Consider the following 26,819-nt stretch of genomic DNA (forward strand, 5'->3'; position numbering starts at 1 on the left):
GACGCTCGCCCTACGGAAAGAGCGTGAGTAGTTGGCGCACAACATCTTCGAGGGCCGCGTCAGCCTTGCCGGTGAGCGAGATGGCGGGTAGGCGCGGCCCGAGCGAACCGCGGTTCTCCGATGCGAGCGGCGGTCCGACCGCGACGTTGTAGAACCGCAGTTCGTCGGCGGCATCTCGGTAGACGGTGCGGTCGCCGACGGTGAAAGCCGGACTGCCCGCGGTGGCCAGCGACTCCGCGCTGTATTCGTACGCGAGACGAATCTCGTCGCCGTGATACGAGAACGTACAGCTGGAGACCCGCTGTTGCGCGGGTTCCGCCGTGACGCCGAGCCGCGGCAGCACCGCGCAGGGGTCGGCGCCGGTCAGCACGGTGGTGATCGTCTCCGCCGCGCTACCTGACGTGGCTCCCGCTTCCATTCGGATACCGCCGTGGTGATCAGTGACTTGGCGATCGGGCACGGCTCGACCCCCAAGGGCGTGTCCACCCACAGGCCGATCGCGGCGAAGGAGGGGAAGCGTGCGGTGGCCGAACAGGAGCGCTGGACGAGTTGCCCGGCCTGTTCGGCGCTCAGTGTGTCCTTGTCCGCCAGCAAGGTGATGGTCACGTCGCCGAGTCGCTCGGTGGTACCCCGATCGTTCTTCACTTCCGGCGCCGGTCCCCCCATGGCCCAGCGGACGGATTTTCCCTTGTAGCGTTCCGAGCTGTCGAGTTCGGCCCTGCACGAGTTCAGCCCGTCGGTGCGGACGGTGCGCAATTGCCCGACTTCGGCCAGTTCGGCTCGAGGCAGCAACGCGCAGGTGTCCATCGCGCGCATGCGGCGCAGCACTTCCAGACGCTGGTCGTCGGTCTGCGGCACGGTCGACCAGAAGGATTCGTCACCGGTCTGCGGAGTCGCCGCCGGACCGTCGTCCTGACACGCGGCAGCGGTCAACAGCACCGCCGCGATCACAGCCAGTCGTCGGTACATCGAGAACCCCCCTCTTCGGATCGAAATACAGTTGTGGCGCGGAGTCTTCGCCGCCGGGTCGGCGATCGGAGACAAGGCGAGGGCCCGGCATCGCTGCCGGGCCCCGTTGTCCCACACCATAACTGATGGTTCAGAACTCCCAGTCTTCGTCCTCGGTGTTGACGGCCTTGCCGATGACGTAACTCGAGCCGGAGCCGGAGAAGAAGTCGTGGTTCTCGTCGGCGTTGGGCGACAGCGCCGAGAGGATGGCCGGGTTCACCTCGGTTTCGTCCTTGGGGAACAGGCCCTCGTAGCCGAGGTTCATCAGCGCCTTGTTGGCGTTGTAGCGCAGGAACTTCTTCACGTCCTCGGTGAGGCCGACCTCGTCGTAGAGGTCCTGGGTGTAGTCGACCTCGTTGTCGTAGAGCTCGAACAGCAGCTCGAAGGTGTAGTTCTTGAGCTCGTCGCGCTCGGCCTGGGTGACCTGCTCCAGGCCCTTCTGGTACTTGTAGCCGATGTAGTAACCGTGGACCGCTTCGTCCCGAATGATCAGCCGGATCATGTCGGCGGTGTTGGTGAGCTTGGCCCGCGACGACCAGTGCATGGGCAGGTAGAAGCCGGAGTAGAACAGGAAGCTCTCCAGCAGCGTGGAGGCGACCTTGCGCTTGAGCGGATCGTCGCCCCGGTAGTACTCCAGCACGATCTCGGCCTTGCGCTGGAGGTTGCGGTTCTCCTCCGACCAGCGGAACGCCTCGTCGATCTCGCGCGTGGAGCACAGCGTGGAGAAGATCGAGCTGTAGCTCTTGGCGTGCACCGACTCCATGAACGCGATGTTGGTGAGCACCGCCTCTTCGTGCGGGGTGAGCGCGTCCGGGATCAGGCTCACCGCGCCGACCGTGCCCTGGATGGTGTCCAGCAAGGTCAGGCCGGTGAAGACCCGCATGGTCAGTTGCTTCTCGTCGGCGGTCAGGGTGTTCCACGACGGAATGTCGTTGGAGACCGGGACCTTCTCCGGCAGCCAGAAGTTGCCGGTCAGCCGGTCCCAGACCTCGGCGTCCTTTTCGTCGGGCACCCGATTCCAGTTGATGGCCGACACCCGATCGATCAGTTTCATCCTGCCTCCACGCCTTTCCCGAGCACCTGTCGTCACGGAATGTCTACCCTCGAGACACTACTCCTTGTGGCCGACATGTCCGCTCAGCACAACACCTTGTGTCGCCGCGGCAGGCGTCCACGTCGGGAAGAACGCTGTGACGCGCCGCGCGCGGCCCCCTATTGTGCGGCAAGCGGTGAGCCGCCGTGGCTCGGCCCCTGGCCCGTGGCGGTCGGGCACGGGGGCCGCCGGTCACCGCGGCGGGCGACCGCCGGGTGCGCCGCCGCCGGGTCCGCCGGGCGGGCGCCCACCGGACTGCGGCCCGGCACCGTTGTCCGACTGCGTGTTCTGTGATTTCTCGGCGACGCCCACGGTGAGCGCCACCCGCAGCCCGGAGGACGGCGTGCCCGTCACGGTGGCCAGTTCCGCGTCCCAGCCGTCGCCGAAGACGTTGTCGGAGGCCAGCGTGACCTGCGAAAGGTTGGGGACGCTGCGCGCGTAGCCGGAGTCGTGGGCGAACACCGCCTCGCAGATGTCCTGGGGCAGGGCGATCTGCGAGGTCAAACGGGCGTTCTTGCCCGCGACCGCGGTCTGCAGCGAGTCGTAGACCTCGAAATGGATGTGCGGCCACCGGCCCGAGTAGCAGGCGGGGAAGATCGAGGTGAAGGTCACCCTGCCGTCGTCGCCCGCCACCTGCACGCCGCGCAGATAGTTCTGCTCGGTGATGCCGCTGCTGTAGAGCGAGTAGCTGCCATCCCGGTCGCAGTGCCACACGTACACTGCCATGCCCGCCCCGGCGGCGCCGTTCTTCGCCAAGTCGCGCAGCGTCAGCTCGAGTGTCATCGGGACGCCCTGCGCGACATCGGAATAAGAGCCGAACGAGGTCGTGATGTCACTGCGCACCACGCCGGATTCGATGAGGATGTTGGGTCCGTTCGATCCGTCGCCCGGGTACGGACCCGCGGTCTCCTGCGGGGCGGCGGTGGCGCCGCCGAATTGCGTGGCGGTGGCGGACGCCGTCGCAGTGGCCGTGGCCGCGGTGTCGTTCGAGCCCGACGCGCAACCGGCCGCGACCGCCGCCGCGCCCGCGGTCGCCCCGAGGAAGAGGGCGCGGCGGCGCGACACCATCACCTTCACGTCATGTGCGAGGCCGAGATCGTGCTCGTGCGCCTCGCCGCGTCGTTCGCCCACTGTGTGCCCTTTCGTTCGTCGACATCGTCCTTCGCGACGTTAGGAACGGGCGCTGCTGTCCGGCTGGGTTCACGCTGGGAGTTCGCTGTGCGGCTCAGCGCCTGCTGGCCCTGCGATAGCCGATGCTCGCGGGCACCGCGAACACGACGATCGCGCCGAGCGACCACACGGCGGTCAGGGTGAGCGGGCGGGCGAGCGGTCCCCCGTAGGCGAGCGCGCGCATGGCGTCGACTCCCACCGACATGGGCTGGTTGTGCACCACCGGCTGGATCCATTTCGGGAACGCGACCAGCGGCACGAAGCCAGTGCTGAAGAACATCATCAGTGAGGTGAGGATCGTGATGCTCTCCACCAGAGTCGATTTCGCGGTGAACACGGCGACCGAGGTGACGATGGTGGCGAATGCCACGCCGAAGAACGTCGGGAGGACCAGGAAGACGATCGTCGCCGCGACACCTTCGTGGAAGCGGAACCCGAGCACGAAGCCCACCAGCACGACGGAGACGGTGCACGCGAAGATGCGGCAGCCCTCGGCGAGCACCCGCGAGGCGAGTCCGGAGGCACGGTGCACGGGCAGCACCCAGAAGCGGGCCAGCAGGCCCGCATCACGTTCGCGGCCGAGCAGGACACCTCCAGCGACCGCACCGGAGAGCGCGCCGACCAGAGCGACCAAGGGCACCGAGCCGTACAGCGCGCTCTCGCCGGTGAACTTCCGGATCTGCCCGCCGATGACGGTGTTCAGCATGATCAGCAGCAGGCACGGGATGATCAGCGTCTCCAACAGCGTGACCGGGTTGCGCGCCCAGCGCAGCAGCAGTCGATGGGTCTGGATCAGCGTGTGCCGCACCAGTGCCGACCCCGATATCTCCGAGCCGGTGAGCAACTCGTCCGAGTGTTCGGTCAACAGTGCCATCACGCCCTCCTCGAGCTCAGTCGCATCGACAGCAGGACGGAGGTGGCCAGATAGCCCAGCGCCCAGACCAACGGCGGACCCATCAGCGACCAGGTCACCTCACCCGCGTTCGGTCCCTTGTCCCCGGCCAACGCCCGCAAGGCGATGGCCCACTGCGACACCGGCTGATTGCGCACGAACGGCTGCACCCATTCCGGGAACTGATCGGCAGGCGCGATGCCGGTGGACAGCATGCCCAGGATCAGCGGCGGCAACACCAGCGCCTGTGCCGTCGCCTCCGGGTTGTGCGACAAGGTACCGATCACATCCCCGCCCCAGATCAGCGCGATCCCGACGAGCACCGAGAACAACACGAAGCCGACTGTGTGGGCGGGGCTGAGGTAGAAGCGGAACCCGATGACGTATCCGCAGATCAATCCGCTGATCAAGGCGATGATCAGGCGGAAGACGCTGCCGGCCAGGCGCGCGGTGACCGGGACCAGCGGGCCGATCGGCATCGAGCCGAAACGCCGGTTCAGCCCGGCCACCGAATCGGTGGCGGCGCGGAAGGCCGCCGAGACCGCGGTGAACGCGGCGGCCTGCAGGATGACCAGCGGCATCATGTACTGCGCGTAGCTGCTGAATCCCGTGCCGATGACGGTCATGATGGTCTTCAGCGGGATGAAGAAGCTGGCGGTGAACGTCACGGGCGCGAGCACCGAGGTGAGCACCTCGCCGGTTCGCATCGACGGTGCGATCAACCGGGTGGTCAGCACCCACCACTGCTGCGGCCGCAGCGGCGTCGCACGGGTCTGGCTGAGCCAGGTCGCCGCCGCCGTCACGACGCGGCCTCCCGCCGTGCGATCTCTTCCGTCGTCGCCAGATGCCCGGTCAGCTGGAGGAATACATCGTCGAGCGAGGGCCGACGCAGTGCGACGTCCACGAGATCGAAGCCCGCGCTGTCCAGCCTGCGCAGCGCCTCCAGCAGTGTCTTCGCACCGTCCGGGGCCGGTATGGCGATCCGATCGGAATCGGGACCGAGCGCGTCCCGATTCTCCTGCGGCAACAGGTGGCCCAGCGCGGCGGCGATAGCGGGCAGGTCCCGCAGATTCAGCGGCACCACCTCGCAGTAGCTGCCGCCGGTGCGCGCCTTCAACTCGTCGGCGGTGCCCTGGGCGATCACCACGCCGTGATCGATGACGATGATCCGGTCGCTGAGCGCGTCGGCCTCCTCCAGGTACTGGGTGGTGAGCAGGGTGGTGATGCCAGCCTTCTTGAAGCCGGCGACCAGATCCCACACCCCCTGCCTGCTGCGCGGATCCAGGCCGGTGGTCGGCTCGTCCAGGAACACCACGTCGGGCCGCACGACCAGACCGCAGGCGATGTCGATGCGCCTGCGCATGCCGCCGGAGTAGGTGCCGACCCGGCGGCCCGCCGCGCGTTCGAGGTCGAACTCGGCGAGCAGTTCGTCCGCGCGGGCGCGGGCGGTCCGCTTGCGCAGGCCCATCAGCCTGCCGAACATCACCAGGTTCTCGTAGCCGCTGAGCATGTCGTCCAGCGCGGCGTACTGGCCGGTCAGCATGATGCTGCGGCGGACAGCCGCGGGGTCGGCCAGCACGTCGTACCCGGCGACCGTCGCCCGGCCGCGATCCGGCCGGACCAGCGTGGACAGCACGTTCACCATGGTGGTCTTGCCCGCGCCGTTCGGTCCCAGAATGCCGAGCACCTCGCCCGGCTCGGCCGCGAAGTCGACTCCGCGCAATGCCTTGACCGCGCCGAAGGATTTCTCGATCCCTTCGACTACGACTCCTTGGTCGGAATTCATCCTCGGCCTCCCAGATGTGCATCGAGCACGCGCGCGACGACCGGCAGCACATGCGGCGCGGTCAGTTCGTCGTGGGTCGCCTCGATGTCGTGGTTGATGATCTCGCCGGTCACGTACGGCCCCCAGCCGTCCGGACCGAAGATGTCGGAGGTGTCGACGATCGCGCTGAAGTACACGATGTCGCCGTCGAACACCGGACGGCGGTAACCGGTTCTGGTCCGCGCGGCGGCGTTGTAGGACGCGGCCATGCGCTCGAGCGTCGCGGCGTCGATCAGCGACACGCCGAGCCGTTCGCGGATCAGATCGGCCGCCTGCTGCGCGGTCGCGTCCGCGGGGACGTCGTGGATGCCGAACACCGCGCCGAAGGTGTTCACGAACGAGCCCGCGGTGAGCCGTTCGATACTGTCGCCGTCGATGTCGGCGGTGTCGGCGTCCAGCAGCGCGACCACGCCCACCTCGGCGCCTTCGGCCTTCAGCTTCGCCGCCGCCGCGTGGGCGATGAGGCCGCCGAACGACCAGCCGAGCAGGTGGTACGGCCCCTCGGGTTGCAGGGCCCGGATCTCCCGCACATACCGCTCGGCGAACTCGTCGATCGAGCGCGCGGGCGGTTCGTGGCCGCCGAGGTCGGGCGCTTGCAGTCCGTAGATCGGGCGGCCGGGTGCGAGCGCGTCGGCGAATCCCAGGTACGTCCAGGACATCCCGGACGACGGGTGGATGCAGAACAGCGCGGGTTGCTCGCCCCCGAGCCGGATCGGCAGCACCACGTCCAGCCCGAGGCCGCCCGCCGCGGGCACGGCCGGAGACGCCGTGGCCGCCGCTTCTTCCTCGGCGGCGGTCCGCGCCGCCGGAGTATGGGCGAACCGGGCCGCGGCGCTCAGGGCGTCGATCCACAGATCGGCCAGTTCGGCGACCTCGTCCTGGTCGAGCAGCGTGGACGGGAAGCCGAAGCTCGCCCGCAACCGGTCGCCGATCACGACCGCGTTCACGTCGATCGCCGATTGCAGCGGCACGCCGGGGTCTTCGGCGACGTGCACGTCGCCGAGTTCGTCGGTCGGCAGCCAGCCCAGGCCCTCGAGTCCGGCCGGGATGTCCCCGGTGGAGTACCGGCCCAGGTAGTTGAAGCCGACCCGGCCCGGCAGCCGCCGCGGCAACTGGCGCGCGGTCTCGGCGTTGAGATAGCGCAGCAGGCCGAAGCCGATGCCTTTGTCGGGCACCGCGAGCAACTGGTGCTTCACGGCGCGGATCGCGGCGCCCAACGCGGGTCCACCGGCCAGCGCGTCGTCGATGTCGATCTGTGCCAGATCGAGGCGCACCGGGTAGATGCTGGTGAACCAGCCGACGGTGCGGGACAGATCGGCGCCGGGCACCACTTCTTCCTGACGGCCGTGACCTTCCAGGCGCAGCAGCGCCGACGGGTCACCGGCGCGCCAGCGCACCAGGGCCAGCGCCAAGGTGGCCAGCAGCGTGTCGTTGACGCTGCCCTGGAACAAGCCGGGCAGGGTGGTGAGCAGCGCGGTGGTGACCTCGGCGGACACCTCTCGCTCGACCATGCGCAGCGTGCCGGTCCGGTCGACGGCGGGATCGAGTTCCCGGCCGCCGATCAGCGGATCGGGTCCGGCGAGCACGTCGTGCCAGTACGCCAATTCGGCGACCCGCTGTTCGGAGTGCGCCTCCTCGGTCAGCGCGTGGGCCCACCGGCGCATCGAGGTTCCGGTCTCCGCCAGCACCGGGGTGGCGCCCGCCGACACCTGGGCCCACGCGGCCACCAGGTCCGGGATCAGGATGCGCCAGGACACCCCGTCGATCACCAAGTGGTGCGCCAGCACGATCAACCGGCCCGATCGGGTGCGCGAGCCCGCGTCGCCGACCGGGTCGAGCCAGATGAATTGCAGCACCGTGCCGTTGGCCGGGTCGAGCCGGTCGGCGGCGGCGTCCAGCTCCGTCATGGCGAACTCGTGCAGTTCGATCGGGTCGACGGAGGTGAACTCGACGCGGTGCACCAGCGCGTCCACGTCGACCGATCCGGGGGAGCCGACCAGTATGCGCGGGCCGTCCGCGCCGTCGGTCACCAGCCGGGCGCGCAGCATGTCGTGCCGGTCCACCGCGGCGGCGAGCACGGTGACGATCTGGGACCGCTCGATGCCGACCGGTAGCTCCAGGACCGCCGTCTGGGCGAAGCGGTCGTGGTTTCCGCCGCGCTCCAGCATGTAGTGCGCGATCGGCGTGAGCGGCAGTTCGCCGACGCCGCCGCCGGGCAGCTCATCCAACGTCACCGCGGCGCCCGCCGCGTCGACGGCCGCGGCCAGCGCCGCCACCGTGCGGTGCTCGAACACCTGCAGCGGGGTGCAGGTGATGCCCTGCTGCTTGGCGCGCGACACCAGCTGGATCGCCAGGATGCTGTCGCCGCCCAGCGCGAAGAAAGAGTCGTCGGCGCCCACCCGCGCCACCCCCAGCAACTCGCCGAAGATCGCGGCCAGCTGCTGTTCGGTCGGCGTTTCGGGCGCGCGGTACTCGGTGCGGTCGGCGCGGAACTCCGGCGCGGGCAGCGCCTTGCGGTCCAGCTTGCCGACCGCGTTGAGCGGGATCTCGTCCAGCACGACGAACGCCGAGGGCACCATATAGCCGGGCAGGATGTCGGCGGCGAAGGCGCGCACCTTCGCCACGTCCAGCTCGGAGCCGGGCGTGCGGACCAGGTAGGCGGCCAGCGCGGTGGCCCCGGTGGGGCCGGGTACGCCGAGCGTCACCGCGAAGTCCACGCCGTCGGCGCGGCCGAGCACCGCGTCGATCTCGCCCAGCTCGATCCGCTGTCCGCGCACTTTGACCTGGAAGTCGGTGCGGCCCAGGTACTCCAGTTCGGGTCCGGAGTCGCCGCGGATCCAGCGCACCAGATCGCCGGTGCGATACATCCGTTCACCCGCCGTGCCGAAGGGACCGGCGACGAAGCGGGCAGCGGTCAGACTCGGCCGCGCGTGGTACCCGCGCGCCAGCGACGGCCCGGCGAGATACAGCTCGCCCGCCACGCCGAACGGGACCGGGCGCAACCGGTCGTCGAGGACCAGCACCTGCGCGCCCTGCACCGGCGTGCCGATGGTTACCGGGGCGCCCACCGCCAGCGGCGCGGAACCTGTTGCCCAGATGGTCGATTCGGTGGGTCCGTACAGGTTGACCATGGTGCGTCCGGTGGCCCAGCGCTCGACCAGTTCCGCGCCGACCGCCTCGCCTGCCACCGCGAGCACCCGGACGCTGGTCACCTCGGCGGGGTCGAGGGTCGCCAGCGCGGATGGCGTGATCACCATGTGGCTGACCTGTTCGGTGTCGATCAGCTCCGCCAGCGCGCCGCCGCCGAACACCTCCGGCGGTGCCACGACCGACGCGCCGCCGGAACCGAACGCCATGATCGCCTCGAACACCGACGCGTCGAAACTCGGTGACGCCACCTGCAGCACCCGGGATCGCTCGTCCAGGCCGAGCGAATACCGTTGCGCCGCAACCAGATCGGCGATACCGCGATGGGACACCGAGACGCCCTTCGGTGTGCCGGTCGAGCCGGAGGTGTAGATCATCCACGCCGCGTTGTCCGGCCGGATGGGGCCCGGCAGCTCACGCTCGCCCAGCGGCCGGCTGCTCGCGGCGCTCCACCGCTCGACGAGCGCGAGGTCGTCGAGCACCAGCCAGTTCGTGCTGTCGGGCAGCATGGGCCGGAACACGGCGAGGGTCAGCCCGAGCGTCGCGCCGGAGTCGGTGAGCATGTGATCGATGCGCTCGACCGGGTGCTTCGGATCGACCGGAAGGAACGCCGCCCCCGCTTTCGCCGCGGCCCACATGCCGATGAGCAGTTCCGGCGAACGCGGCAGCCCCAGCGCGACCACGGTTTCCGGACCGCCGCCCGACTCGAGCAACACTCGGGCCAGGCGATTGGCGTGCGCGTCGATCTCGGCATAGGTGGTGGTCTGCCCGTCCGACACCAAGGCGATGCGGTCCGGGTACCGCCGCACGGTCTCGGCCAGCAGGTCCGGCAGGATCGTGGTCGCCGCCGCGGCGGGGCCACGCACGGGTACCAACGTCGCCCGTTCGGTGTCGTCGAGAATGTCGATATCGGCGATGCGTACCTCGGGCCGCGCCAGCACCGCAGCGAGCACGCGCCGCCACCGGGTGGCGAACGCGGACACCGTCGCCTCGTCGAACAGATCCGTGGCGTAGGTCAGCACGGCCTCGATGCCCGCCGGACCGCCTGCGGAGAAGCGCTCGCGCAGATCCAAGGTCAGGTCGAACTGGGAGGCGTCGCGCTCGAAGTCCTCCACCTCGAACCGCAGGCCGGGCAGTTCCAGCACGGGTTCGACGAAGTTCTGCAGCGACAGCGAGACCTGGAACAGCGGGTGGTGCGCGGTCGAGCGAGCCGGATCCAGCACCTGGACCAGCCGCTCGAACGGCACGTCCGCGTTGGCGAAGGCGTCCAGGTCCGTGGACCGGACGGTGTCCAGGAACGCGGCGAAGCCCGCGCCCGGATCGACCGGGGTGCGCAGTGCCAGGGTGTTGACGAACATGCCGACGAGCTGGTCAAGCGCTTCCTCGCCGCGTCCGGCGACCGGGGTGCCGATCAGCACGTCGTCGGTGGTGGCGAGGCGCGCGAGCAGCACCGCGAGCGCCGCGTGCACGACCATGAACGGGCTGACGTGGTGCGCGGTGGCGAAATCCACCAGCGCTCGGTGCGTCTCGGCGTCGACGGTGAAGCCGAAGTCGGCGCTGTGCATGGTCTGCACCGCGGGGCGTGGCCGATCGGAGGGCAGTTCCAGCACGTCGGGCGCGCCGGCCAGGGTCGCGCGCCAGAACTCGATCTGCTGCGCCGCCAACGATTCCGGATTCGTTTCGTCGCCGAGCACCTCGCGATGCCACAGTGCGAAATCGGCGTACTGCACCGGCAGCGGGACACGGACGGCGTGCCCGCCCGCGGACCGTTCGGAGTAGGCGGCGACCAGGTCGGCGGCCAGCGGCGCCATCGACGCGCCGTCGGCGCTGATGTGGTGCACCACCAGCACGACGACGTGCACCGGCGGCGTGGCGGCGGCGACCTCGGCGGAACTCGCGGTGTAACTCGATGAGACCGGTGCGGTCGCGCTGACGGGCCCGGACGAGATCGGCGCTTCGCCGGTGGAAGGGGCCGACGACACCGGTCCCGCACTCGCGGAGGGCTCGACGTCGCCGTGGATCCGGAACAGGCCGACCCGCAGCGGCGGCTGGGTGGCGAGATCGAAGCCGGTTCCCGCCAACTCGGTGATCCGTTCCCGCAGTTCCGCGCCGTCCTCGGTGTCGGTCACCGGCATCGCTGGCACGGCCACGTCGGCGTCGACCACGACTTGACGCGGCCCTTCCGCGTCGGCGGGGTAGAGCGTGCGCAGGCTCTCGTGCCGGTCCACCACGTCGACGAGCGCCGCGCGCAGCGCCTGGACGTCCAGCTCTCCGGTGAGCCGCAGTGCCACCGCGATGTTGTAGGCGGCGGAAGCCGGATCCATCCGGTTGAGCACCCACATGCGCTGTTGCGCGGGAGACAGCGGAACCCGGTCCGGCCGGATGCGGGGCGCGAGGCCGAACCCGCCCGGCGCGGCGCGGGTGGCGGGCACCACCCGGGCCGACAGCTGGGCCACGGTCGGCGCGTCGAACAGATCACGCAGCGCGATCCGCGAGCCGAGCGCCGCGTTCACTCGCGCCACCACCTTGGTCGCGCTCAGCGAGTTGCCGCCGAGTTCGAAGAACGACTGGTCGACGCCGACGCGCTCCCGTTCGAGCACCTCACCGAACACGGCGGCCACCGCCTCCTCGACGGGCCCGCGGGGTGCGAGGTAGGGCCGGTGGCTGTCGGAGAAGTCCGGCACCGGAAGGGCTTTGCGATCCAGCTTGCCGACCGGGGTGAGCGGGATAGTCTCCAGCACGACGAGGTAACCGGGCACCATGTAGCCGGGCAGTTCGGCGGCCACCTGCGCGCGCAGCCGCTCGACGTCAAGCCGCGCGCCTTCAATGGGCAGCACGTAGGAGACCAGCACGGTCGTCCCGGCGGGGCCGGTGCGCCCGATGGTCACCGCGTATTCGACCTCGTCGTCGCGGGAGAGCACCGCGTCGATCTCGCCCAGCTCGATGCGCAGGCCGCGGATCTTGACCTGGAAATCGCTGCGGCCCAGGTACTCCAGCTCGGGACCGGCGCCGTTGTCGAACCAGCGCACCATGTCGCCGGTGCGGTACATCCGCTCGCCGGGTTCGCCGAAGGGGTCGGCGACGAACCTGCTCGCGGTCATCTCGAACCGGTTGAAATAGCCGCGCGCGAGCGCGGGACCCGCGAGGTACAGCTCACCGGGCACTCCCATGGGCACGGGACGCAGCCAGGCGTCCAGCACCACGGTGTCCGCGCCGCGGATGGGGCCGCCGATCGTGATCGGCTCGCCGCTGACGAGTTCGCCCGGCCCGGTCGCCCAGATGCTGAACTCGGTGGGGCCGTACAGGTTCACCATCCGCCTGCCCGGCGCCCACCGCTCGATCAGCTCCGGCGTCGCCGCTTCGCCCGCGACCGCGAGGACGCGCAAGTGTTCCAGCCCGGCGGGTTCCATGGTGGCCAGCGCCGACGGCGTGATCACGGCGTGGGTGACGCGCTGGGTGCGCAGCAGCGTCTCCAGTTCCGTCCCGCCGTAGACATCCGGCGGCGACACCACCAGCCTGCCACCCGCGCCGTGCGCGATGAGCAGTTCGAACACCGAGGCGTCGAAACTCGGCGAGGCCACTTGCAGCGCGCTGGTGGTGTGGTCGAGCGCGAGCGTCTCCCGTTGCGCGGTCACCAGATTCGCGATGCCGCGGTGGCTGAGCAGCACGGCCTTGGGCTTGCCGGTGGAGCCGGAGGTGTAGATCAGGTACGCCGTCTGATCGAGGTCGATCGGCCCGCCGCGCTCCTCGTCGGTGATCGGCGCTTCGGACACCGTCATCACCCGGCGAATGGTGTTCAGGTCGTCGAGCAGCAGCCAGTCGATCGTGCCGGGAAGCGTCTCGCCGGTCGCGGTGACCGTCACGCCGATCGGGGCCTTGGAGTCGGTGAGCATGTGCTCGATGCGTTCCACCGGGTAGTTCGGGTCCAGCGGAGCGAACGCCGCGCCGGTCTTGGCCAGCGCCCACACGGCGACCACCGATTCCAGCGAACGGGTGAGCGCCAGCACGACGAACACCTCCCGCCCGACGCCGCGGCGCAGCAGTACCCGGGCGAAGCGGTTGGACCAGGCGTCGAGTTCGGCGTAGGACATGGTGAGTTCGCCCGCGGTGATCGCGATCGCGTCCGGATCGATGCGCGCGCCCGCGGTGAGCAGCTCGGGCAGCGTGGCGGGCGGCACGGACTCCGGGCCGCGTACCGGCGCCAGCGCGGCGCGCTCGGCGTCGTCGCAGTATTGCAACTGGGAGACCAGCGCGTGCGGGTTGTCCGCGAGTTGGGTCAGCAGCCGGACGAAGCGATCCAGCAGTGGCCGGGCCTCCTCCGCCGGAAGCTGGTCGGCCATGTACTTCAGCGTGATCCGCAGCGTGTCCCGGCCGTCGTCGCCGCGCAGCGGGATCACCATGATGTTGAGCGGGTACGGCGTCGCGTCGGTGCCCTCCACGTCGAGCACCCGCATGCCCGCGATGTCCAGCGCCTGCGACAGCGCTTCGCGGTCGATGGGATAGGACTCGAACACGGTCAGCGTGTCGAACAATTCGGCGAGGCCGACCGCCTGGTGGATGGCGGCCAATCCGACGTGCTGATGGTCCATCAGCCGCGCCTGCTCGGACTGCACGCGTGCGAGCAGGTCGGCGACCTTTTCCGCCGGATCCAGCCGCACCCGCACCGGCAGCGTGTTGATGAACAGGCCGACCATCTCCTCGACCCCGGCCAGCTCCGGCGGCCGTCCCGAGACCGTGCCGCCGAACACCACGTCGGTGCGTCCGGTGAGCATGGCCAGCAGCATCGCCCACGCGGCCTGCACCAGGGTGTTCACCGTCGCGCCCGCTTCCCGGCCCGCGGCCTCCAGCCCGGCGACGGTGTCGCGGGACAGGTCGACGGAGGTCATGCCGGTTTCGGTCGATTCGATCCCGGCGAGGGTGGGCACCGCGCGGGTCGGCGTGTCGACACCGGCCAGCGACTCGGTCCATGCGGCGAGGGATTCCGCGTCGTCCTTGGTCTCCAACCAGGTCAGGAACTCGCGATAGGAATGCGCGGGCGGCAGGGCCGCGGCGTCACCGTCGGTGACGTAGAGAGTGAGCAGTTCGCGTACCAGCAGCGGGGTCGACCAGCCGTCCAGCACCAGATGGTGGTTGGTCAGCACGAAACGGTAGGTGTCGGGGGCGATCCGGATGAGCGTGCAGCGCAGCAGCGGGGGCCGGGTGAGCTCGAACCGGGTGCGGGCGTCCACCGCGATCAACCGGTCGACTTCCCCGGCGCGCTCGGTCTCGTCGGCGATGCCGGTGAGATCCGCTTCCCGCCAGTCGATCTCGGCGTCGGCCAGGACGAGCTGGCGCGGGCCGTCCTCGGTCTCGACGAAGGCGACGCGCAGGTTCTCGTGCCGGGTCACCAAAGCCTGTGCGGCGCGGCGCAACCGGGCCGCGTCGACGGTGCCTGCCAAGGTGAGCAGCGACTGCACCGTGTAGCCGTCGGCGGTGTCGGAATCGTAGAGCGCGTGGAAGAGCAGGCCGTACTGCAGTGGCGAGAGCGGCCACACGTCGGCGAGGTTCGGGTAGGCGCGCTCCCAGTCGTCGATCTGCGCCTGTGTGACGGTGACCAGATCGAAGTCTGATGGTGTGCGTCCGCCCGCGCTCGCGGACGCGACGTGCCGAGCCAGCGCGCCGAGCGCCTGCTCCCACAGCGCGGCGAGTTCGCCGAGATCCGCCTCCTCGAAAAGCCGTCCGGCGTAGGCCCAGGTCACCTCGAGTCCGGCATCGGTGAGCACGGCGTTGATGTCGACCCCGGCGGCCAGCGGCGCGCGGTCGTCCTGGGTCGCGGCGAACCGGCGCGGCAGCCACGGTTCCGCGTCGCCGCCGGTGGACGCGCGCCCGAGGTAGTTGAAGCTGATCTGCGGGGTGGGCGCGTCCGCGAGCGCCGCCGCGGTGCTCGGGACCAGGTAGCGGAGCATCCCGAATCCGATGCCTTTGTCCGGCAGCGCGCGCAGCTGTTCCTTGGTCGCCTTGATCGCGGAGCCTGCCGCGGCCCCGCCCGCGAACGCGTCCGCCACGTCGATGCCGGTCAGATCGACCGCGACGGGGTAGACGCTGGTGAACCAGCCCACCGTGCGCGCCACGTCGGCGCCCGGCAGGACGGTTTCCGCGCGGCCGTGGCCCTCCAGCGTGAACAGCGTGGAGCTGCGCTCGCGCCACCGTGCCACCGCCAGCGCGAGGGCTGCCAGCAGCACGTCGTCGGCCCCGCAGTGGAAACGATCCGGCGCGGTGGTGAGCACGGACTGCGCGATGTCCGGCGGTACGACGGTCGCCAGGTGCGCCATGGAGCCCACCACATCGACGGCCGGGTCCATCGGCGCCGAGCCGAGCGCGGGGTCGGGTGTCGCCAGGACGCGTTGCCACAACGGCAGTTCGCCGCTGCGCGAGGCCGCGTGCTCGCGCTGGCCGTGCGCCCAGCGCCGGAACGAGGTGCCGACCGGAGCGAGCTCGGCGCCCAGCGCGGCGGTGGCGAGGTCCGGCAGCAGGATCCGCCAGGAAACGCCGTCGGTGACGAGGTGGTGCAGCACAAGCCACAGCAGCGGCGCGGCGTCGGCACGCTCGATCCACACGAATCGCGCGACCACGCCGGCCTCCGGGTCGAGCAGGTCGGCGGCGCGCTGCAACGCACGCTCGCAGGTCGCGTCGAGATCAGCGTCCGCGGGCACGATTTCCAGCAGGGCGCCCGCGTTCACCGCACCGGGCTCGGCGACCACCCAGTTCCAGCCGTCGCCGGTGCGGCGCAGCGTCGAACGCAGCAGGTCGTGCCGGTCGAACAGCGCTGCGAGCGCGGCGACGAGATCCGTGCGTTCCATGCCCGACGGCAACTCGATCAGCACCGCTTGGGCGAACCGCCGCCAGGTGTCACCGGTCTCGAGCATCGCGCGCACGATCGGCGTCAGCTCAACGTCGCCGACTCCGCCGCCGGGCAACTCGTGCACCACTCCGGTCGGCACATCGGTGGCCACCGCGGCCAGCGCGGCGACGGTCTTGCGCTCGAAGACATCCCGTGCGCCGAACCCGAGCCCGGCCGCCTTCGCCCGCGACACCAGCTGGATCGAGACGATGCTGTCGCCGCCGAGCGCGAAGAAACTCTCGTCCACTCCCACCGATTCCAGGCCGAGCACCTCCGCGAACAGCGCGGCGAGCGTCTCCTCGCGCGGTGTGGACGGCGGCCTGCTCGCGGTGGTGCGCGCGCCGAATTCCGGTGCGGGCAGCGCCTTGCGGTCCACCTTGCCGAGCGGGGTGAGTGGAAGACGGTCGAGCACCATGAGCACGGCGGGCACCATGTAGGCCGGAAGCGACTCTCCTACCGCGGCTTTCAGCGCCTCGGGGTGGATCTGCGCACCCGGCTCCGGCAGCACGTACGACACGAGCGCGGTGGCGCCCGAACCGGTTTCGACACCGAGGGTGAGTGCGAAGTCGACGTCGGGCTGCCGCTGCAAGGCGGCATCGATCTCGCCGAGCTCGATGCGGAAGCCGCGCACCTTCACCTGGAAGTCGCTGCGTCCCTGGTACTCCAGTTCGACGCGGCCGTCGTTGTGCACCCAGCGCACGAGATCGCCGGTGCGGTACATCCGCTCGCCCGTGCCGTACGGGTCGGCGACGAAACGGTCGGCGGTCAGCCCGTTGCGCCGGTGGTAACCGCGCGCGACGCCGGGACCGGCGAGGTAGAGCTCGCCGACGGTGCCCGGCGGCAGCGGACGCAGCCACGGATCGAGGACCACCGCCGACACGTCGCGGGCCAGACTGCCGATGGTGACCGGACCGTCCGGCGTCAGCGGGGCGCTGAGGGTGACGGTGATGGTGGTCTCGGTGGGCCCATAGCCGTTCAACAGGGTCCGGCCCGCCCATTTGGTCACCAGCTCGGGCGGGCAGGCGTCGCCGCCCACGATCACGGTGCGCAGTTCGGGCAGGCTCGCCGGGTCCAGCGAACCCACGACGGCCGGGGTCACGTTGAGGTGGGTGACGCGGTGGGCGCGCAGTACCTGGGCCAGCTCCTCGCCCGCGTACGCCGACGGCGGCACCACGGCCAGCGTCGCGCCCGTGGCCAGGGTGACCAGGATCTCCTCGACCGAGATGTCGAAACTCGGCGACACGGCGTGGGCGACGACGGACTCGGCGTCGATGCCGAATCCGGCGCCGGAGCTCGCCACCAGGTTGGCCAGCCCTCGGTGCGGGACGAGCACGCCTTTCGGGAGCCCGGTGGAACCGGAGGTGTAGATGATGTACGCGGCCTGGTCAGGGTGCGTCGCCGCGGTGCGGTCGGCGTCGGTCAGCGGCGCGGCATCCTGCTCGGCCATCGCCCGTTCGGTGCCCTCGTCGTCGAGTGACAGCCAGGACACCCGGCGCGGCAACGACTTTCGCGCGGCCGCCGTCGTGATGCCCGCGACGACGCCGCTGTCGCCGACCATGTGCTCGATCCGGTCGGCCGGGTAGGTCGGATCGATCGGCACGAACGCCGCGCCGGTCTTGGCCACCGCGATCGTCGCCAGCACCGACCCGATGGACCGCGGGACGGAGATCGCCACGGTGCGCTCGGGCCCGGCGCCCGCGGCGATCAGCACCCGGGCCAGCCGGTTGGTGTAGTCGTCGACCTGACGGTAGGTCAGCGCGGTCTCGCCCTCCACCAGCGCGGTCGCCAGCGGATCGCGGGCCGCGCCTTCGGCGAGGAGGGCGGGCAGCGTCCGCGCCGCGACGCCAGCGGGCCCCCGGGCGGGTGCGAAGGCGGTGCGCTCGTCGTCCGACAGCACCGGCACACTCGCCAGCGGCGCGTCCGGCCCGGCGGCCAGGAAACGGTGCAGGAATGACAGGAAGCGGCGGTGCTGCCCGGTCAGCTCGGCCTCGGTGTAGAGGTTGCCGTTGGCCTGGAAGTCGATGTGCGTGCTCTCGCCGCCGACGCCCGGATACAGGTTGACGAACAGGTCGTCGATCAACCCGGAGGTCAGCACGTGCAGCCGCCCGGTCACCGGGCCGAGCTGGATTCTGGTGTCGACCATCATCAGGTTCACCGACGGGCCGAACGACCCGGCCTCGTCCATCGGCCAGCCCAGATCGCGGAAGATGTCCTCCTGCCGGTAGCGCTGGCGCCGCAGCGCCCCGGTCAGCTCGCCCTGGGCCGCCCGGATCACCTCTCCGACGGTCGTGGCGGGCGTCAGCCGCAGCCGCAGCGGGACCACGTTGGCGATCATGCCGCCGGAACGCCGCAGCGTCGCGGTGGTGCGCGCGGACACCGGCAGGCTCAGCACGACTTCCGGCGCGCCGGTCATCGCGGACAGATACGCGCCGAAGGCGGCGACCACGGTCGGCGCGACACCGGAGGACACCTGCTCGGCGACGGCGTCCAGCAGGGTGCCGGTGTCGGCGGGCAGCGCGCCGGTGACCCGCCGCGGATGCCCGTCCACGCCCGCGGTGCGGCCGGCCAGGCTCACCGGATCGGCCATGCCGTCCAGATGCGCCTGCCAGTGCTCCCGGTCCGCGCCGAACCGCTCGGAACTGCGGTAGGCCAGATCGGCCTCGACGATCTTGCGCAGGTCCTCGGCCTTCGCGGGCGACGCTTCGCGGCCCTCGACGGCGGCGTTGTACAGCTCTCCGGTGCGCTGCACCATGGTCAGCGCGCCCATGCCGTCGAGCACGATGTGGTGGATGCGCGAGTACCAGAACCAGCGGTCCGCGCCGACGCGCAGCATGGCGATGCGCACCAGCCGGTCGCGGGTCAGCTCCAGCGGGGCCTCGTACTCCGCGCGCATCCACGCGTGCGCGGCCGCCTCGGGATCGGGTTCGGAACGGAAGTCCAGCGTTTCCAGACTGTCGTCGAGCGTGGGGTCGACGAATTGGAACGGATGTCCCTCCACCTCGACCAGGCGCAGGTAGCCGGTGCCGAACTCGCGCCCGGCCTGCCGCGCCGACCGCGCGAGCAGGTCGAGGTCGATCGGACCGTTCAGTTCGACGTACTGGGCGATCGAGATCGGAGTATCACCGGCGACGTGCTGGGCGAACCAGATGCCGCGCTGTGCCGCCGATAGGGCGAAAGCCCCATCGGGAAGAACTGTGTCGGAATCTTTCGCCGAAAGGGAAGGCTGTTGCATGACGTGTCCTACGTTCTGACCGCGATCCGGCCGATCGGCAGTGACCGCCCGTAGCCACCGCGGTAGCGGTAGTACCTGCCGCCGCACAGCACGCGGCAACTCAATTCTGAACCGGCGCGGTCGACGCTGCGGGGGTATTGGGCACACTGCGCGACCCGAACATCGCTGTTCGGGTCGCGGGGGAGGGGTTGTGTCCGGTCAGGCGGCTTTCGGGAGAAGATCCAGGTCGGCCGCGCCCAGCGGGGCGGCGGAGCTGGTCAGGTAGCGCTGCAGAGTGGAGCGCTCGTCCAGCACCAGCCAGGTGATCGCTTCCGCGGACTCGGGCTGCTGGTCCTTGGTGGTGACGCCCACCGAGGTGCCGAGCGCGTAGGAGCCGTCGTCGGTCACCGGCACGGCGATGGCGCCGATCTTGGTGGCGGCCCGCTCGGCCACGACGGACTCGATCGCCTGGTCGATCGCGACGGCGATCCGGGTGCCGGGTCCGGCGCCGAGGCGCAGCAGCAGCCGGGCCAGGCGATTGGACCAGCGGTCCAGCTCGGCGTAGGTCAGGTCGCAACCGGCGGTGGATGCCACGACCGCGTGCGGATCGACCTCGGCGACGGGCTGTGCCACCGGCAGGGAGTACAGGTTGTCGGCGAGCGAATCGGTCAGCGTGTGCATGTCGTGTCCTCGGGGTCGATTGAGAGGTTCTCGGCGTACCTCTGAATCTCGTCCTCGAGCGGACTTTTCGACAGCAACCCCAGCGCTGGTCCGCGCACTCCAAGGGTGCGGGAAACCTCACCCAAGGGGTGGGCGGTCAGTCGGTCACGTAACCGTTGAGCGTGTTGCGCAGATCGGTGAGCAGGGCGCGGGCGGCGGTGAGGCCGTCGCCGTGCCAGACGCTGTCCTCCACGGCGAACACCCGGCGATCGGTGGCGGCGCCGAGTTCCTTCCACTCGTCGGTGCGCAGCACCGCTTCACCGTGTTTCTTGCCCTCCTGGCCCGCGAGGATCACGTAGATCAGGTCGCCCTCCGCCTTGGTGGCGAACTCGCTCTCGCGTACGTCGAACGAGGCGCCGCGCTGCGCGGCAGGACGCTGCACGCCCGCGTCGGCGAGCACCTGGCCGGAGAAGCTGTCACCGCCCTGTACTCGCTGGGCGTCGGCGGTGAACCGGAGGATCGATGCCTGGGTCTGGCCCGCCGCCAGCGTGGTGCCGGTGTCGCGCGCCTCGGTGCGGTAGTTCTGCAGTGCGGTCTCCGCCGCGTCGCGCCGTCCCATGCCTGCCGCGAACGCAGCGAACTCGGCTTGCCAGCTGTTGTTCGAACCGACCAGCACGGTCGGTGCGATGGCTTGCAACGCGCTGAAACTCGCTGTGCCGGTGGGGTTCTCGCCCAGAATCAGATCGGGATGCAGGGCTGCGATCCGGGCCGGGTCCGGCTGCGCGGCGGTGCCTACGCCGGGGATCTTCAGCACGCCGGTGCCCAGATAGGCCGGTTGCGGGCTCGGGCCGTCGAGGGTCACCGTCCCCACGACCCGCTCCCACAGGCCGACCGCGCAGACGGCGTCCAACGCGGAGGTGCTGAGCACGACGATGCGCTGCGGGTCGGCGGGGACCTCGGACACGCCCGCCGCATGGGTGACGCTGCGGGTGTCCCCGCCCGCCGGGTCGGGCGCGCTCGGCAGCGCGCACGCCTTGGTGGTGTCGCGCTCCAGCCCCACCACACCCGCGCCCGCGATGTTGGTGGTGGTGCGCACGATGGAGGCGGAGTCGTCGGTGGCGCCGCCGCAGCCCGCGAGCACGAGCGCGGCACACCCGGCCACGACCGCCCGGAACCGATGACCGGCCGCGCCGTTCCGATGACGAATCGCGCGAATTCGGGTGCGTACCTGCATCACGTCGCTCACCGGCATGCGAGTGAGGGTACATGTCGGCGGTGGCGGGTCCCTGGCAGAGGTCGCGGCGGTTGGCGGCAGGCGTGCTGGTGCAACGGGATCCGCTGTTTCGGCGGCTTCGATCGTGCTTTCCGGATGCCGACCGTTATGTTACTGTCTCGGCAAGGTCGCGAACGGGGAGTTGCGCGACATCGCAAGGGGGAATCATGAGATTGTATTTCGGTCGGTTCGCGCTGTTCTTGTTCATGGTCGTCTGTACATTCGCTGCGGGCGCGACGGCATCCGCGACGCCTCCGCCGGGGTCGAATTTCGACTATCAGAAATTCGCGGCCGATATGGCGGCTTGTGATGCGGACGGCAGCACATGAACGAGAACCAGATCCTGTACGGCGCCGTTCATCCGAACGGATCCAAAATGCAGTTCCGATGCTACGCGTTGCGCCACATGGTCGACGGTGGGCACGATCCGTTCGTCAACCCGAAGGCCTTTCTGGACTGCATGGATCGTTTGGTGAGCTTCGGATTTCCCCGGGATGGGAACAAGCCGGGTCATAAACAGCATATTTTGCAGTACAACGGCACCAGCAGTCGAGCGAAGCTCGCCTACGACACGAACCGCGGCAACGACATCCTGACTGTCTATACTGAGCCGCGGGACAACGAGTGGCTCGCCTGCGCGACCATGTAATTCACTCGAACGGGGGTGCTGAACGCAGATGGGCATACGCCGACGTGAGCTGGTCGCCGCTGCCAGGCGTGCTGAGGACGAGATCGAGGAACCGCTGGCGCGTTTGCGGATACACCTCACGGAGATGGTCCGTTTCTGTGGGCGGGTATACTGCGGCGAATCCTCCAGCCACGCTCTAGCGGTCCATGCCATTCGTGCACGCGACGCCATAGGGTTTGTCGATTCGATGGAGGCATTGACCGAGTTCGATCGCCTGCGGCTGGCGGCGTTGGAAAGCGTTTCCGGTGAGATCGAAGGTTTGGACGCCGATACTGTCGACTTGGCGAACGCGGACCGGTTGGCAGACGGGGTCACGCGGTTCTTCCGGCAGAAAAAAGTGACGGAACGCGCGATGACAGGGATTTTCCTGATCTGTCTGAACGAGGCGTACGCTGTCGCCGGAGGATATCGGGATCCCTATCTCGGGGCGAGGAACATCGCCGAGATGAGGTTGTTCACCGATTCCGAAGACGAGCCGTTCGTCGCGTCGTGCGACGAATTGGCGGCCCGATTCGAAGAATCCGCCGGCGACAACCCGGAAGTGGTCGCGCGGATCGAGGACGTCATGGCGGCGTACACGCGCGCGAATCCGGTGTGAGCGTGCCGTACGCCGAGGCGACAAGCGGCCCGTCCGAAAATGTTCGCCGGTCCAGGAACTCTTCGTGCGGGCCCGCCGGGCTCAAAGCCGATTGCCCCCGATGCTGAAGCGGGCGCCGGTGGCGTCGGTAACCGCGGCCATCCGGCCGTAGGGCGTGTCCTGGGGCGGCAAGAGCACCGTCCCGCCCAGTTCGGTGAGCCGCTCGACGGTCTTGTCCACGTCGTCGGCGCCGAAGTAGACGATCCAGCCCGCGGGTGCGCCCTCGGGCAGGAAGGCCGACGCGTCCATGACGCCGCCGAGCATCGGGCTCTCGGCGTGGATGGTGGAGTAGCGGAACTCCGGGGCGTCGGAGACGGTGAAGACGTCCGACCAGCCGAAGACCTCCCGGTAGAAGGTCAACGAGGCGTCGTAGGCGCGGGTGTGCAGCTCGAACCAGGACGGCGCGCCCGCGTGCTCACGCCACTGCCCGCCGGAGACCAGACCCATGGTCTCGAAGCCGGGGAACGTCCCGGCCTGCCAGATGCCGACGCCCGCACCCCCGACGTCGCCGAGCACGGCCATCGTGCCCAGCTCGCCCACCGCCATGGGCGGCACGACCAGCGACGCCCCCGCCGCCGTCGCCGCGTCGGCGGTGGCCTGTGCGCCGGAACTGGCCAGATACACCGTCCACTGTTCCGGGCTGTCGGTGTCGCCGGGCATCCTGGCCATCGCGCCCGCCACCGCGCGCCCGTCCTTGCGGAAGGTGACGTACCCGCCGAACTCCTCGCCCGCGCTCTCGGCGGTCCAGTCGAACAGTTCGCGGTAGAACGAGATACTCCGATCGAGGTCGGAGCTGTACAAATCGACCCAACAGGGATCGCCGATCTTCGTGCGGTTGGTTCCGGTCATCGCTGCTCTCCTGGCCTGAGGTGAACTCGTGTCACCTCTACAGACGCCCGCCACCGACAGAACTCATCGGTCCCGGAAAACAACACAGCTACGACAGAGAGTAGGACCCGTTCGGTCGGGCGCATCTTCACGGGTTTACGATTCGGAGAGCGCAAGCGAACTGTCGTCTGTTCCGACATCGGGATGGATGCGATCAGCGGAGCCTGCGGAGCGACCTAAAGGCACCTTTCAGGAGGATCAGTGACTGCCGTAGAGCCCCAGCCAGTCCCTCAGTTGGAAGCGACTCGGCCTTATCCGGCTCGGACCGGGCCGAAGGGCTCGTTCATCTACAAGATGGTCACCACCACGGACCCGAAGGTCCTGGGTGTCATGTACCTGACCACGTCGATGGGCTTCTTCCTCATCGGTGGCCTGATGGCCCTGCTGATGCGCGGTGAGCTGGCCCGGCCGGGCCTGCAGTTCCTCTCGACCGAGCAGTTCAACCAGCTGTTCACCATGCACGGCACGATCATGCTGCTGTTCTACGCGACCGCGATCGTGTTCGGCTTCGCGAACATCATCCTCCCGCTGCAGATCGGCGCCCCCGACGTCGCCTTCCCGCGCCTGAACGCCTTCAGCTACTGGCTGTACGCGTTCGGCGCCAGCATGGCGACCGCGGGCTTCATCACCCCGGGCGGCGCCGCGGACTTCGGCTGGACGGCGTACGTGCCGCTGACCGACATCCTGCACTCCCCGGGCGTCGGCACCGACCTGTGGATCCTGGGCCTGGCGGTGTCCGGTCTGGGCACCATCCTCGGTGGCGTGAACATGCTGACCACGGTGGTCTGCCTGCGTGCTCCCGGTATGACCATGTTCCGGATGCCGATCTTCACCTGGAACATCGCCGTGACCAGCGTCCTGGTGCTGCTCGCCTTCCCGCTGCTGACCGCCGCGCTGTTCGGCCTGGCCTACGACCGTCACCTGGGCGGCCACATCTACGACCCCGCGACCGGCGGCATCCTGCTCTACCAGCACCTGTTCTGGTTCTTCGGCCACCCCGAGGTGTACATCATCGCGCTGCCGTTCTTCGGCATCGTCTCGGAGATCTTCCCGGTCTTCTCGCGTAAGCCGATCTTCGGTTACACCACGCTGGTCTACGCCACCCTGGGCATCGCCGCGCTGTCGATCGCGGTGTGGGCGCACCACATGTACGCCACCGGCGCCGTGCTGCTGCCGTACTTCTCGTTCATGACCTTCCTCATCGCGGTCCCGACCGGTGTGAAGTTCTTCAACTGGATCGGCACCATGTGGCGCGGTCAGCTGACCTTCGAGTCGCCGATGCTGTTCTCCATCGGCTTCATCGTCACCTTCCTCTTCGGTGGTCTGTCCGGCGTCATCCTGGCCAGCCCGCCGCTGGACTTCCACGTCACCGACTCGTACTTCGTCGTGGCGCACTTCCACTACGTGCTCTTCGGCACCATCGTGTTCGCCACCTACGCGGGCATCTACTTCTGGTTCCCGAAGATGACCGGCCGGATGCTGGACGAGCGCCTGGGCAAGTGGCACTTCTGGACGACGTTCATCGGCTTCCACACCACCTTCCTGGTCCAGCACTGGCTGGGCGCCGAGGGCATGCCGCGCCGCTACGCCGACTACCTGCCCAGCGACGGCTTCACCACGCTGAACACGATCTCCACGATCGGCGCCTTCGTGCTCGGCGCGTCGATGCTGCCGTTCCTGTGGAACGTCTTCAAGAGCTACCGCTACGGCGAGGTGGTCACCGTGGACGACCCGTGGGGCTACGGCAACTCGCTGGAGTGGGCCACCACCTGCCCGCCGCCGCGGCACAACTTCTACGAGCTGCCGCGCATCCGCTCGGAGCGTCCCGCGTTCGAGCTGCACTACCCGCACATGGTCGAGCGCATGCGCGCCGAGGCGCACGTCGGCTGGGGCGCGGGCAAGCACGCCACCGACCTGCACGAGCCGAACGTCCTCGCGCAGTAGGGCGCTTGCCCGGCGGGGCCGGACGGGCGATGTCCGGCCGCGCCGTAGGATTCATCGCGACGAGTGTGCACCCGCTGGTCACCAGCGGGTGCACACTCGTTTGTGGAGATCAGTACGCACCGTGCGTTGCGACAACGACGTCCAGCACAGCGACGGCGAACATCGAACATGGAGCGCATCAGTTGGCCGACACCACCGTCCTCGTCACCGTCACCGGGCCGGACCGCCCCGGTGTGACGTCCGTGCTGCTCGCGGCCATGTCCCGGCACCGAGTGAGCCTGCTGGACGTGGAGCAGGTCGTGATCCGGGGCAGGCTGACCCTCGGTGTCCTGGTGACCTGCCCGACCGACGCCGAGGCGTTGCAGGACGAGCTCGAAGAGGCCATGAACACCGTCGGCATGAACGTCGACGTGGAGGTGGACGCGGCGATCGGCAGGCAGCCGATGTCCACCCACGCGGTGGTCATTCTCGGCAGCCCGGTCACCGCGCGCGCGTTCAGCGCGGTGTCGCGGCAACTGGCCGCGCTGGGAGCCAACATCGACACCATCCGCGGTATCGCCGACTACCCGGTGACCGGCATGGAGTTGATGGTCACCGCGACCGACTCCGGCCCGGACACCGATTCGCGGCTGCGCACGGCGCTGGCCGAGGTCGCGGTGGCCGAGCAGGTGGACGTCGCCGTGGAACGTGCCGGGCTGGCGCGCCGGGGCAAGCGGCTGATCGTGTTCGACGTCGATTCCACCTTGATCCAGGGTGAGGTCATCGAGATGCTCGCCGCGCACGCGGGCGTGGAGGACGAGGTCCGCAAGGTGACCGAGGCCGCCATGCGCGGCGAGATCGATTTCGCCGAATCCCTGCGGCAGCGGGTAGCGACGCTGGCCGGGCTGGACGAGTCGGTGATCGAGGAGGTCGCCGACCGGATCGAGCTGACCCCCGGCGCCCGCACGACCATCCGCACGCTGCGCCGGATCGGTTTCCGCTGCGGCGTGGTGTCGGGCGGTTTCCGGCAGGTGATCGAACCGCTGGCACACGAGCTGGAACTGGACTTCGTGCAGGCGAACACCCTGGAAGTCGTGGACGGCAAGTTGACCGGCCGCGTCGTCGGCGAGATCGTCGACCGCGCGGCCAAGGCGACCGCTTTGCGCAAGTTCGCCGCCGACGCCGGGGTGCCGATGGAACAGACCGTCGCGGTGGGTGACGGCGCCAACGACATCGACATGCTCAACGCCGCCGGGCTCGGCGTCGCCTTCAACGCCAAACCGGCGCTGCGCGAGGTCGCCGACGCCGCGCTCTCCCACCCGTATCTGGACGCGGTCCTGTTCATCCTCGGGGTCACCCGGCACGAGGTGGAGGCCGCCGACGCCAGGGACGGCCTGCTGCGCCGCGTCCCGCTGGGCTGAACATCCGGCCCGGTTCCGCCTCGATAAACGCTGTCGGACGTAGTCGGTCGATAGCTTCGCGCAGGGCGGGAGTGAAGGGCGCAGGTACGCCTGGATGGGTGCT

Annotated in this window: 15 protein-coding genes; 4 read left to right on the plus strand and 11 right to left on the minus strand. The window is 69.5% G+C overall.

The features are described from left to right. Positions 1-10: 10 nt before the first annotated feature. The 10 genes from ABZW96_RS28755 to ABZW96_RS28800 form a co-directional block, all read right to left on the minus strand. A complete protein-coding gene (locus ABZW96_RS28755; protein ID WP_355078751.1) occupies positions 11-370 on the minus strand; it encodes a hypothetical protein in 360 nt (119 codons plus the stop codon). Continuing rightward, on the minus strand, positions 364-969 hold the full coding sequence (locus tag ABZW96_RS28760; protein ID WP_355078752.1) for a hypothetical protein: 606 nt from the start codon (positions 967-969) through the stop codon (positions 364-366). The genes ABZW96_RS28755 and ABZW96_RS28760 overlap by 7 nt, the downstream gene beginning before the upstream one ends. 130 nt (positions 970-1,099) lie before the next feature. Then, positions 1,100-2,062, minus strand: coding sequence for a class 1b ribonucleoside-diphosphate reductase subunit beta (gene nrdF, locus ABZW96_RS28765; protein WP_355078753.1), 963 nt, complete (start codon positions 2,060-2,062; stop codon positions 1,100-1,102). Positions 2,063-2,293: 231 nt separating this feature from the next. Continuing rightward, positions 2,294-3,169, minus strand: coding sequence for a dioxygenase (locus ABZW96_RS28770; RefSeq protein WP_355078831.1), 876 nt, complete (start codon positions 3,167-3,169; stop codon positions 2,294-2,296). Between the two features lie 157 nt (positions 3,170-3,326). After that, entirely contained in the window at positions 3,327-4,145 is an 819-nt protein-coding gene (locus ABZW96_RS28775; RefSeq protein WP_355078754.1) for an ABC transporter permease, read from the minus strand. Beyond that, positions 4,145-4,966 (minus strand): ABC transporter permease, encoded by an 822-nt coding sequence (locus tag ABZW96_RS28780; protein WP_355078755.1) that lies wholly within the window; start codon positions 4,964-4,966, stop codon positions 4,145-4,147. The genes ABZW96_RS28775 and ABZW96_RS28780 overlap by 1 nt, the downstream gene beginning before the upstream one ends. Continuing rightward, positions 4,963-5,949: an ATP-binding cassette domain-containing protein gene (locus ABZW96_RS28785; protein WP_355078756.1), complete on the minus strand. Its 987-nt coding sequence runs from the start codon at positions 5,947-5,949 to the stop codon at positions 4,963-4,965. The genes ABZW96_RS28780 and ABZW96_RS28785 overlap by 4 nt, the downstream gene beginning before the upstream one ends. Then, positions 5,946-19,247 carry an amino acid adenylation domain-containing protein gene (locus ABZW96_RS28790; protein WP_355078757.1) on the minus strand — a complete coding sequence of 4,434 codons (13,302 nt, stop codon included), beginning with the start codon at positions 19,245-19,247 and terminating at the stop codon, positions 5,946-5,948. The genes ABZW96_RS28785 and ABZW96_RS28790 overlap by 4 nt, the downstream gene beginning before the upstream one ends. A gap of 198 nt (positions 19,248-19,445) precedes the next feature. After that, entirely contained in the window at positions 19,446-19,907 is a 462-nt protein-coding gene (locus ABZW96_RS28795; RefSeq protein ID WP_355078758.1) for an AMP-binding protein, read from the minus strand. 136 nt (positions 19,908-20,043) lie between these two features. Continuing rightward, on the minus strand, positions 20,044-21,138 hold the full coding sequence (locus ABZW96_RS28800; RefSeq protein WP_355078759.1) for an ABC transporter substrate-binding protein: 1,095 nt from the start codon (positions 21,136-21,138) through the stop codon (positions 20,044-20,046). Between the two features lie 346 nt (positions 21,139-21,484). Between ABZW96_RS28800 and ABZW96_RS28805 the strand changes: the two genes are divergently transcribed. Both ABZW96_RS28805 and ABZW96_RS28810 read left to right on the plus strand, forming a co-directional pair. After that, on the plus strand, positions 21,485-21,808 hold the full coding sequence (locus ABZW96_RS28805; RefSeq protein ID WP_355078760.1) for a hypothetical protein: 324 nt from the start codon (positions 21,485-21,487) through the stop codon (positions 21,806-21,808). 28 nt (positions 21,809-21,836) lie between these two features. Further along, on the plus strand, positions 21,837-22,445 hold the full coding sequence (locus ABZW96_RS28810; RefSeq protein WP_355078761.1) for a hypothetical protein: 609 nt from the start codon (positions 21,837-21,839) through the stop codon (positions 22,443-22,445). Positions 22,446-22,526: 81 nt separating this feature from the next. On the opposite strand, the gene ABZW96_RS28815 is transcribed toward ABZW96_RS28810, so the two are convergent. Then, positions 22,527-23,333 carry a VOC family protein gene (locus tag ABZW96_RS28815; RefSeq protein ID WP_355078762.1) on the minus strand — a complete coding sequence of 269 codons (807 nt, stop codon included), beginning with the start codon at positions 23,331-23,333 and terminating at the stop codon, positions 22,527-22,529. Positions 23,334-23,573: 240 nt separating this feature from the next. Here ABZW96_RS28815 and ctaD point away from each other — a divergent pair, with 240 nt between their 5' ends. Further along, the gene (gene ctaD, locus ABZW96_RS28820) at positions 23,574-25,316 is read left to right on the plus strand and encodes a cytochrome c oxidase subunit I (RefSeq protein ID WP_355078763.1); all 1,743 of its coding nucleotides are present in this window, start codon (positions 23,574-23,576) and stop codon (positions 25,314-25,316) included. A gap of 182 nt (positions 25,317-25,498) precedes the next feature. Beyond that, positions 25,499-26,716, plus strand: coding sequence for a phosphoserine phosphatase SerB (gene serB / locus ABZW96_RS28825; RefSeq protein WP_039795339.1), 1,218 nt, complete (start codon positions 25,499-25,501; stop codon positions 26,714-26,716). Positions 26,717-26,819 lie beyond the last annotated feature (103 nt).

The organism is Nocardia sp. NPDC004168 (assembly GCF_040610355.1).
GTDB classification, from domain to species: Bacteria; Actinomycetota; Actinomycetes; order Mycobacteriales; family Mycobacteriaceae; genus Nocardia; species Nocardia sichangensis.

What these genes read in the sequence shown, in the direction of transcription:
- ABZW96_RS28760 (WP_355078752.1), bottom strand. Translation starts at nt 969, where the DNA reads ATGTACCGACGACTGGCTGTGATCGCGGCGGTGCTGTTGACCGCTGCC.
- nrdF (WP_355078753.1), bottom strand. Translation starts at nt 2,062, where the DNA reads ATGAAACTGATCGATCGGGTGTCGGCCATCAACTGGAATCGGGTGCCC.
- ABZW96_RS28770 (WP_355078831.1), bottom strand. Translation starts at nt 3,169, where the DNA reads ATGGTGTCGCGCCGCCGCGCCCTCTTCCTCGGGGCGACCGCGGGCGCG.
- ABZW96_RS28775 (WP_355078754.1), bottom strand. Translation starts at nt 4,145, where the DNA reads ATGGCACTGTTGACCGAACACTCGGACGAGTTGCTCACCGGCTCGGAG.
- ABZW96_RS28785 (WP_355078756.1), bottom strand. Translation starts at nt 5,949, where the DNA reads ATGAATTCCGACCAAGGAGTCGTAGTCGAAGGGATCGAGAAATCCTTC.
- ABZW96_RS28790 (WP_355078757.1), bottom strand. Translation starts at nt 19,247, where the DNA reads ATGCAACAGCCTTCCCTTTCGGCGAAAGATTCCGACACAGTTCTTCCC.
- ABZW96_RS28795 (WP_355078758.1), bottom strand. Translation starts at nt 19,907, where the DNA reads ATGCACACGCTGACCGATTCGCTCGCCGACAACCTGTACTCCCTGCCG.
- ABZW96_RS28800 (WP_355078759.1), bottom strand. Translation starts at nt 21,138, where the DNA reads ATGCCGGTGAGCGACGTGATGCAGGTACGCACCCGAATTCGCGCGATT.
- ABZW96_RS28805 (WP_355078760.1), top strand. Translation starts at nt 21,485, where the DNA reads ATGAACGAGAACCAGATCCTGTACGGCGCCGTTCATCCGAACGGATCC.
- ABZW96_RS28810 (WP_355078761.1), top strand. Translation starts at nt 21,837, where the DNA reads ATGGGCATACGCCGACGTGAGCTGGTCGCCGCTGCCAGGCGTGCTGAG.
- ABZW96_RS28815 (WP_355078762.1), bottom strand. Translation starts at nt 23,333, where the DNA reads ATGACCGGAACCAACCGCACGAAGATCGGCGATCCCTGTTGGGTCGAT.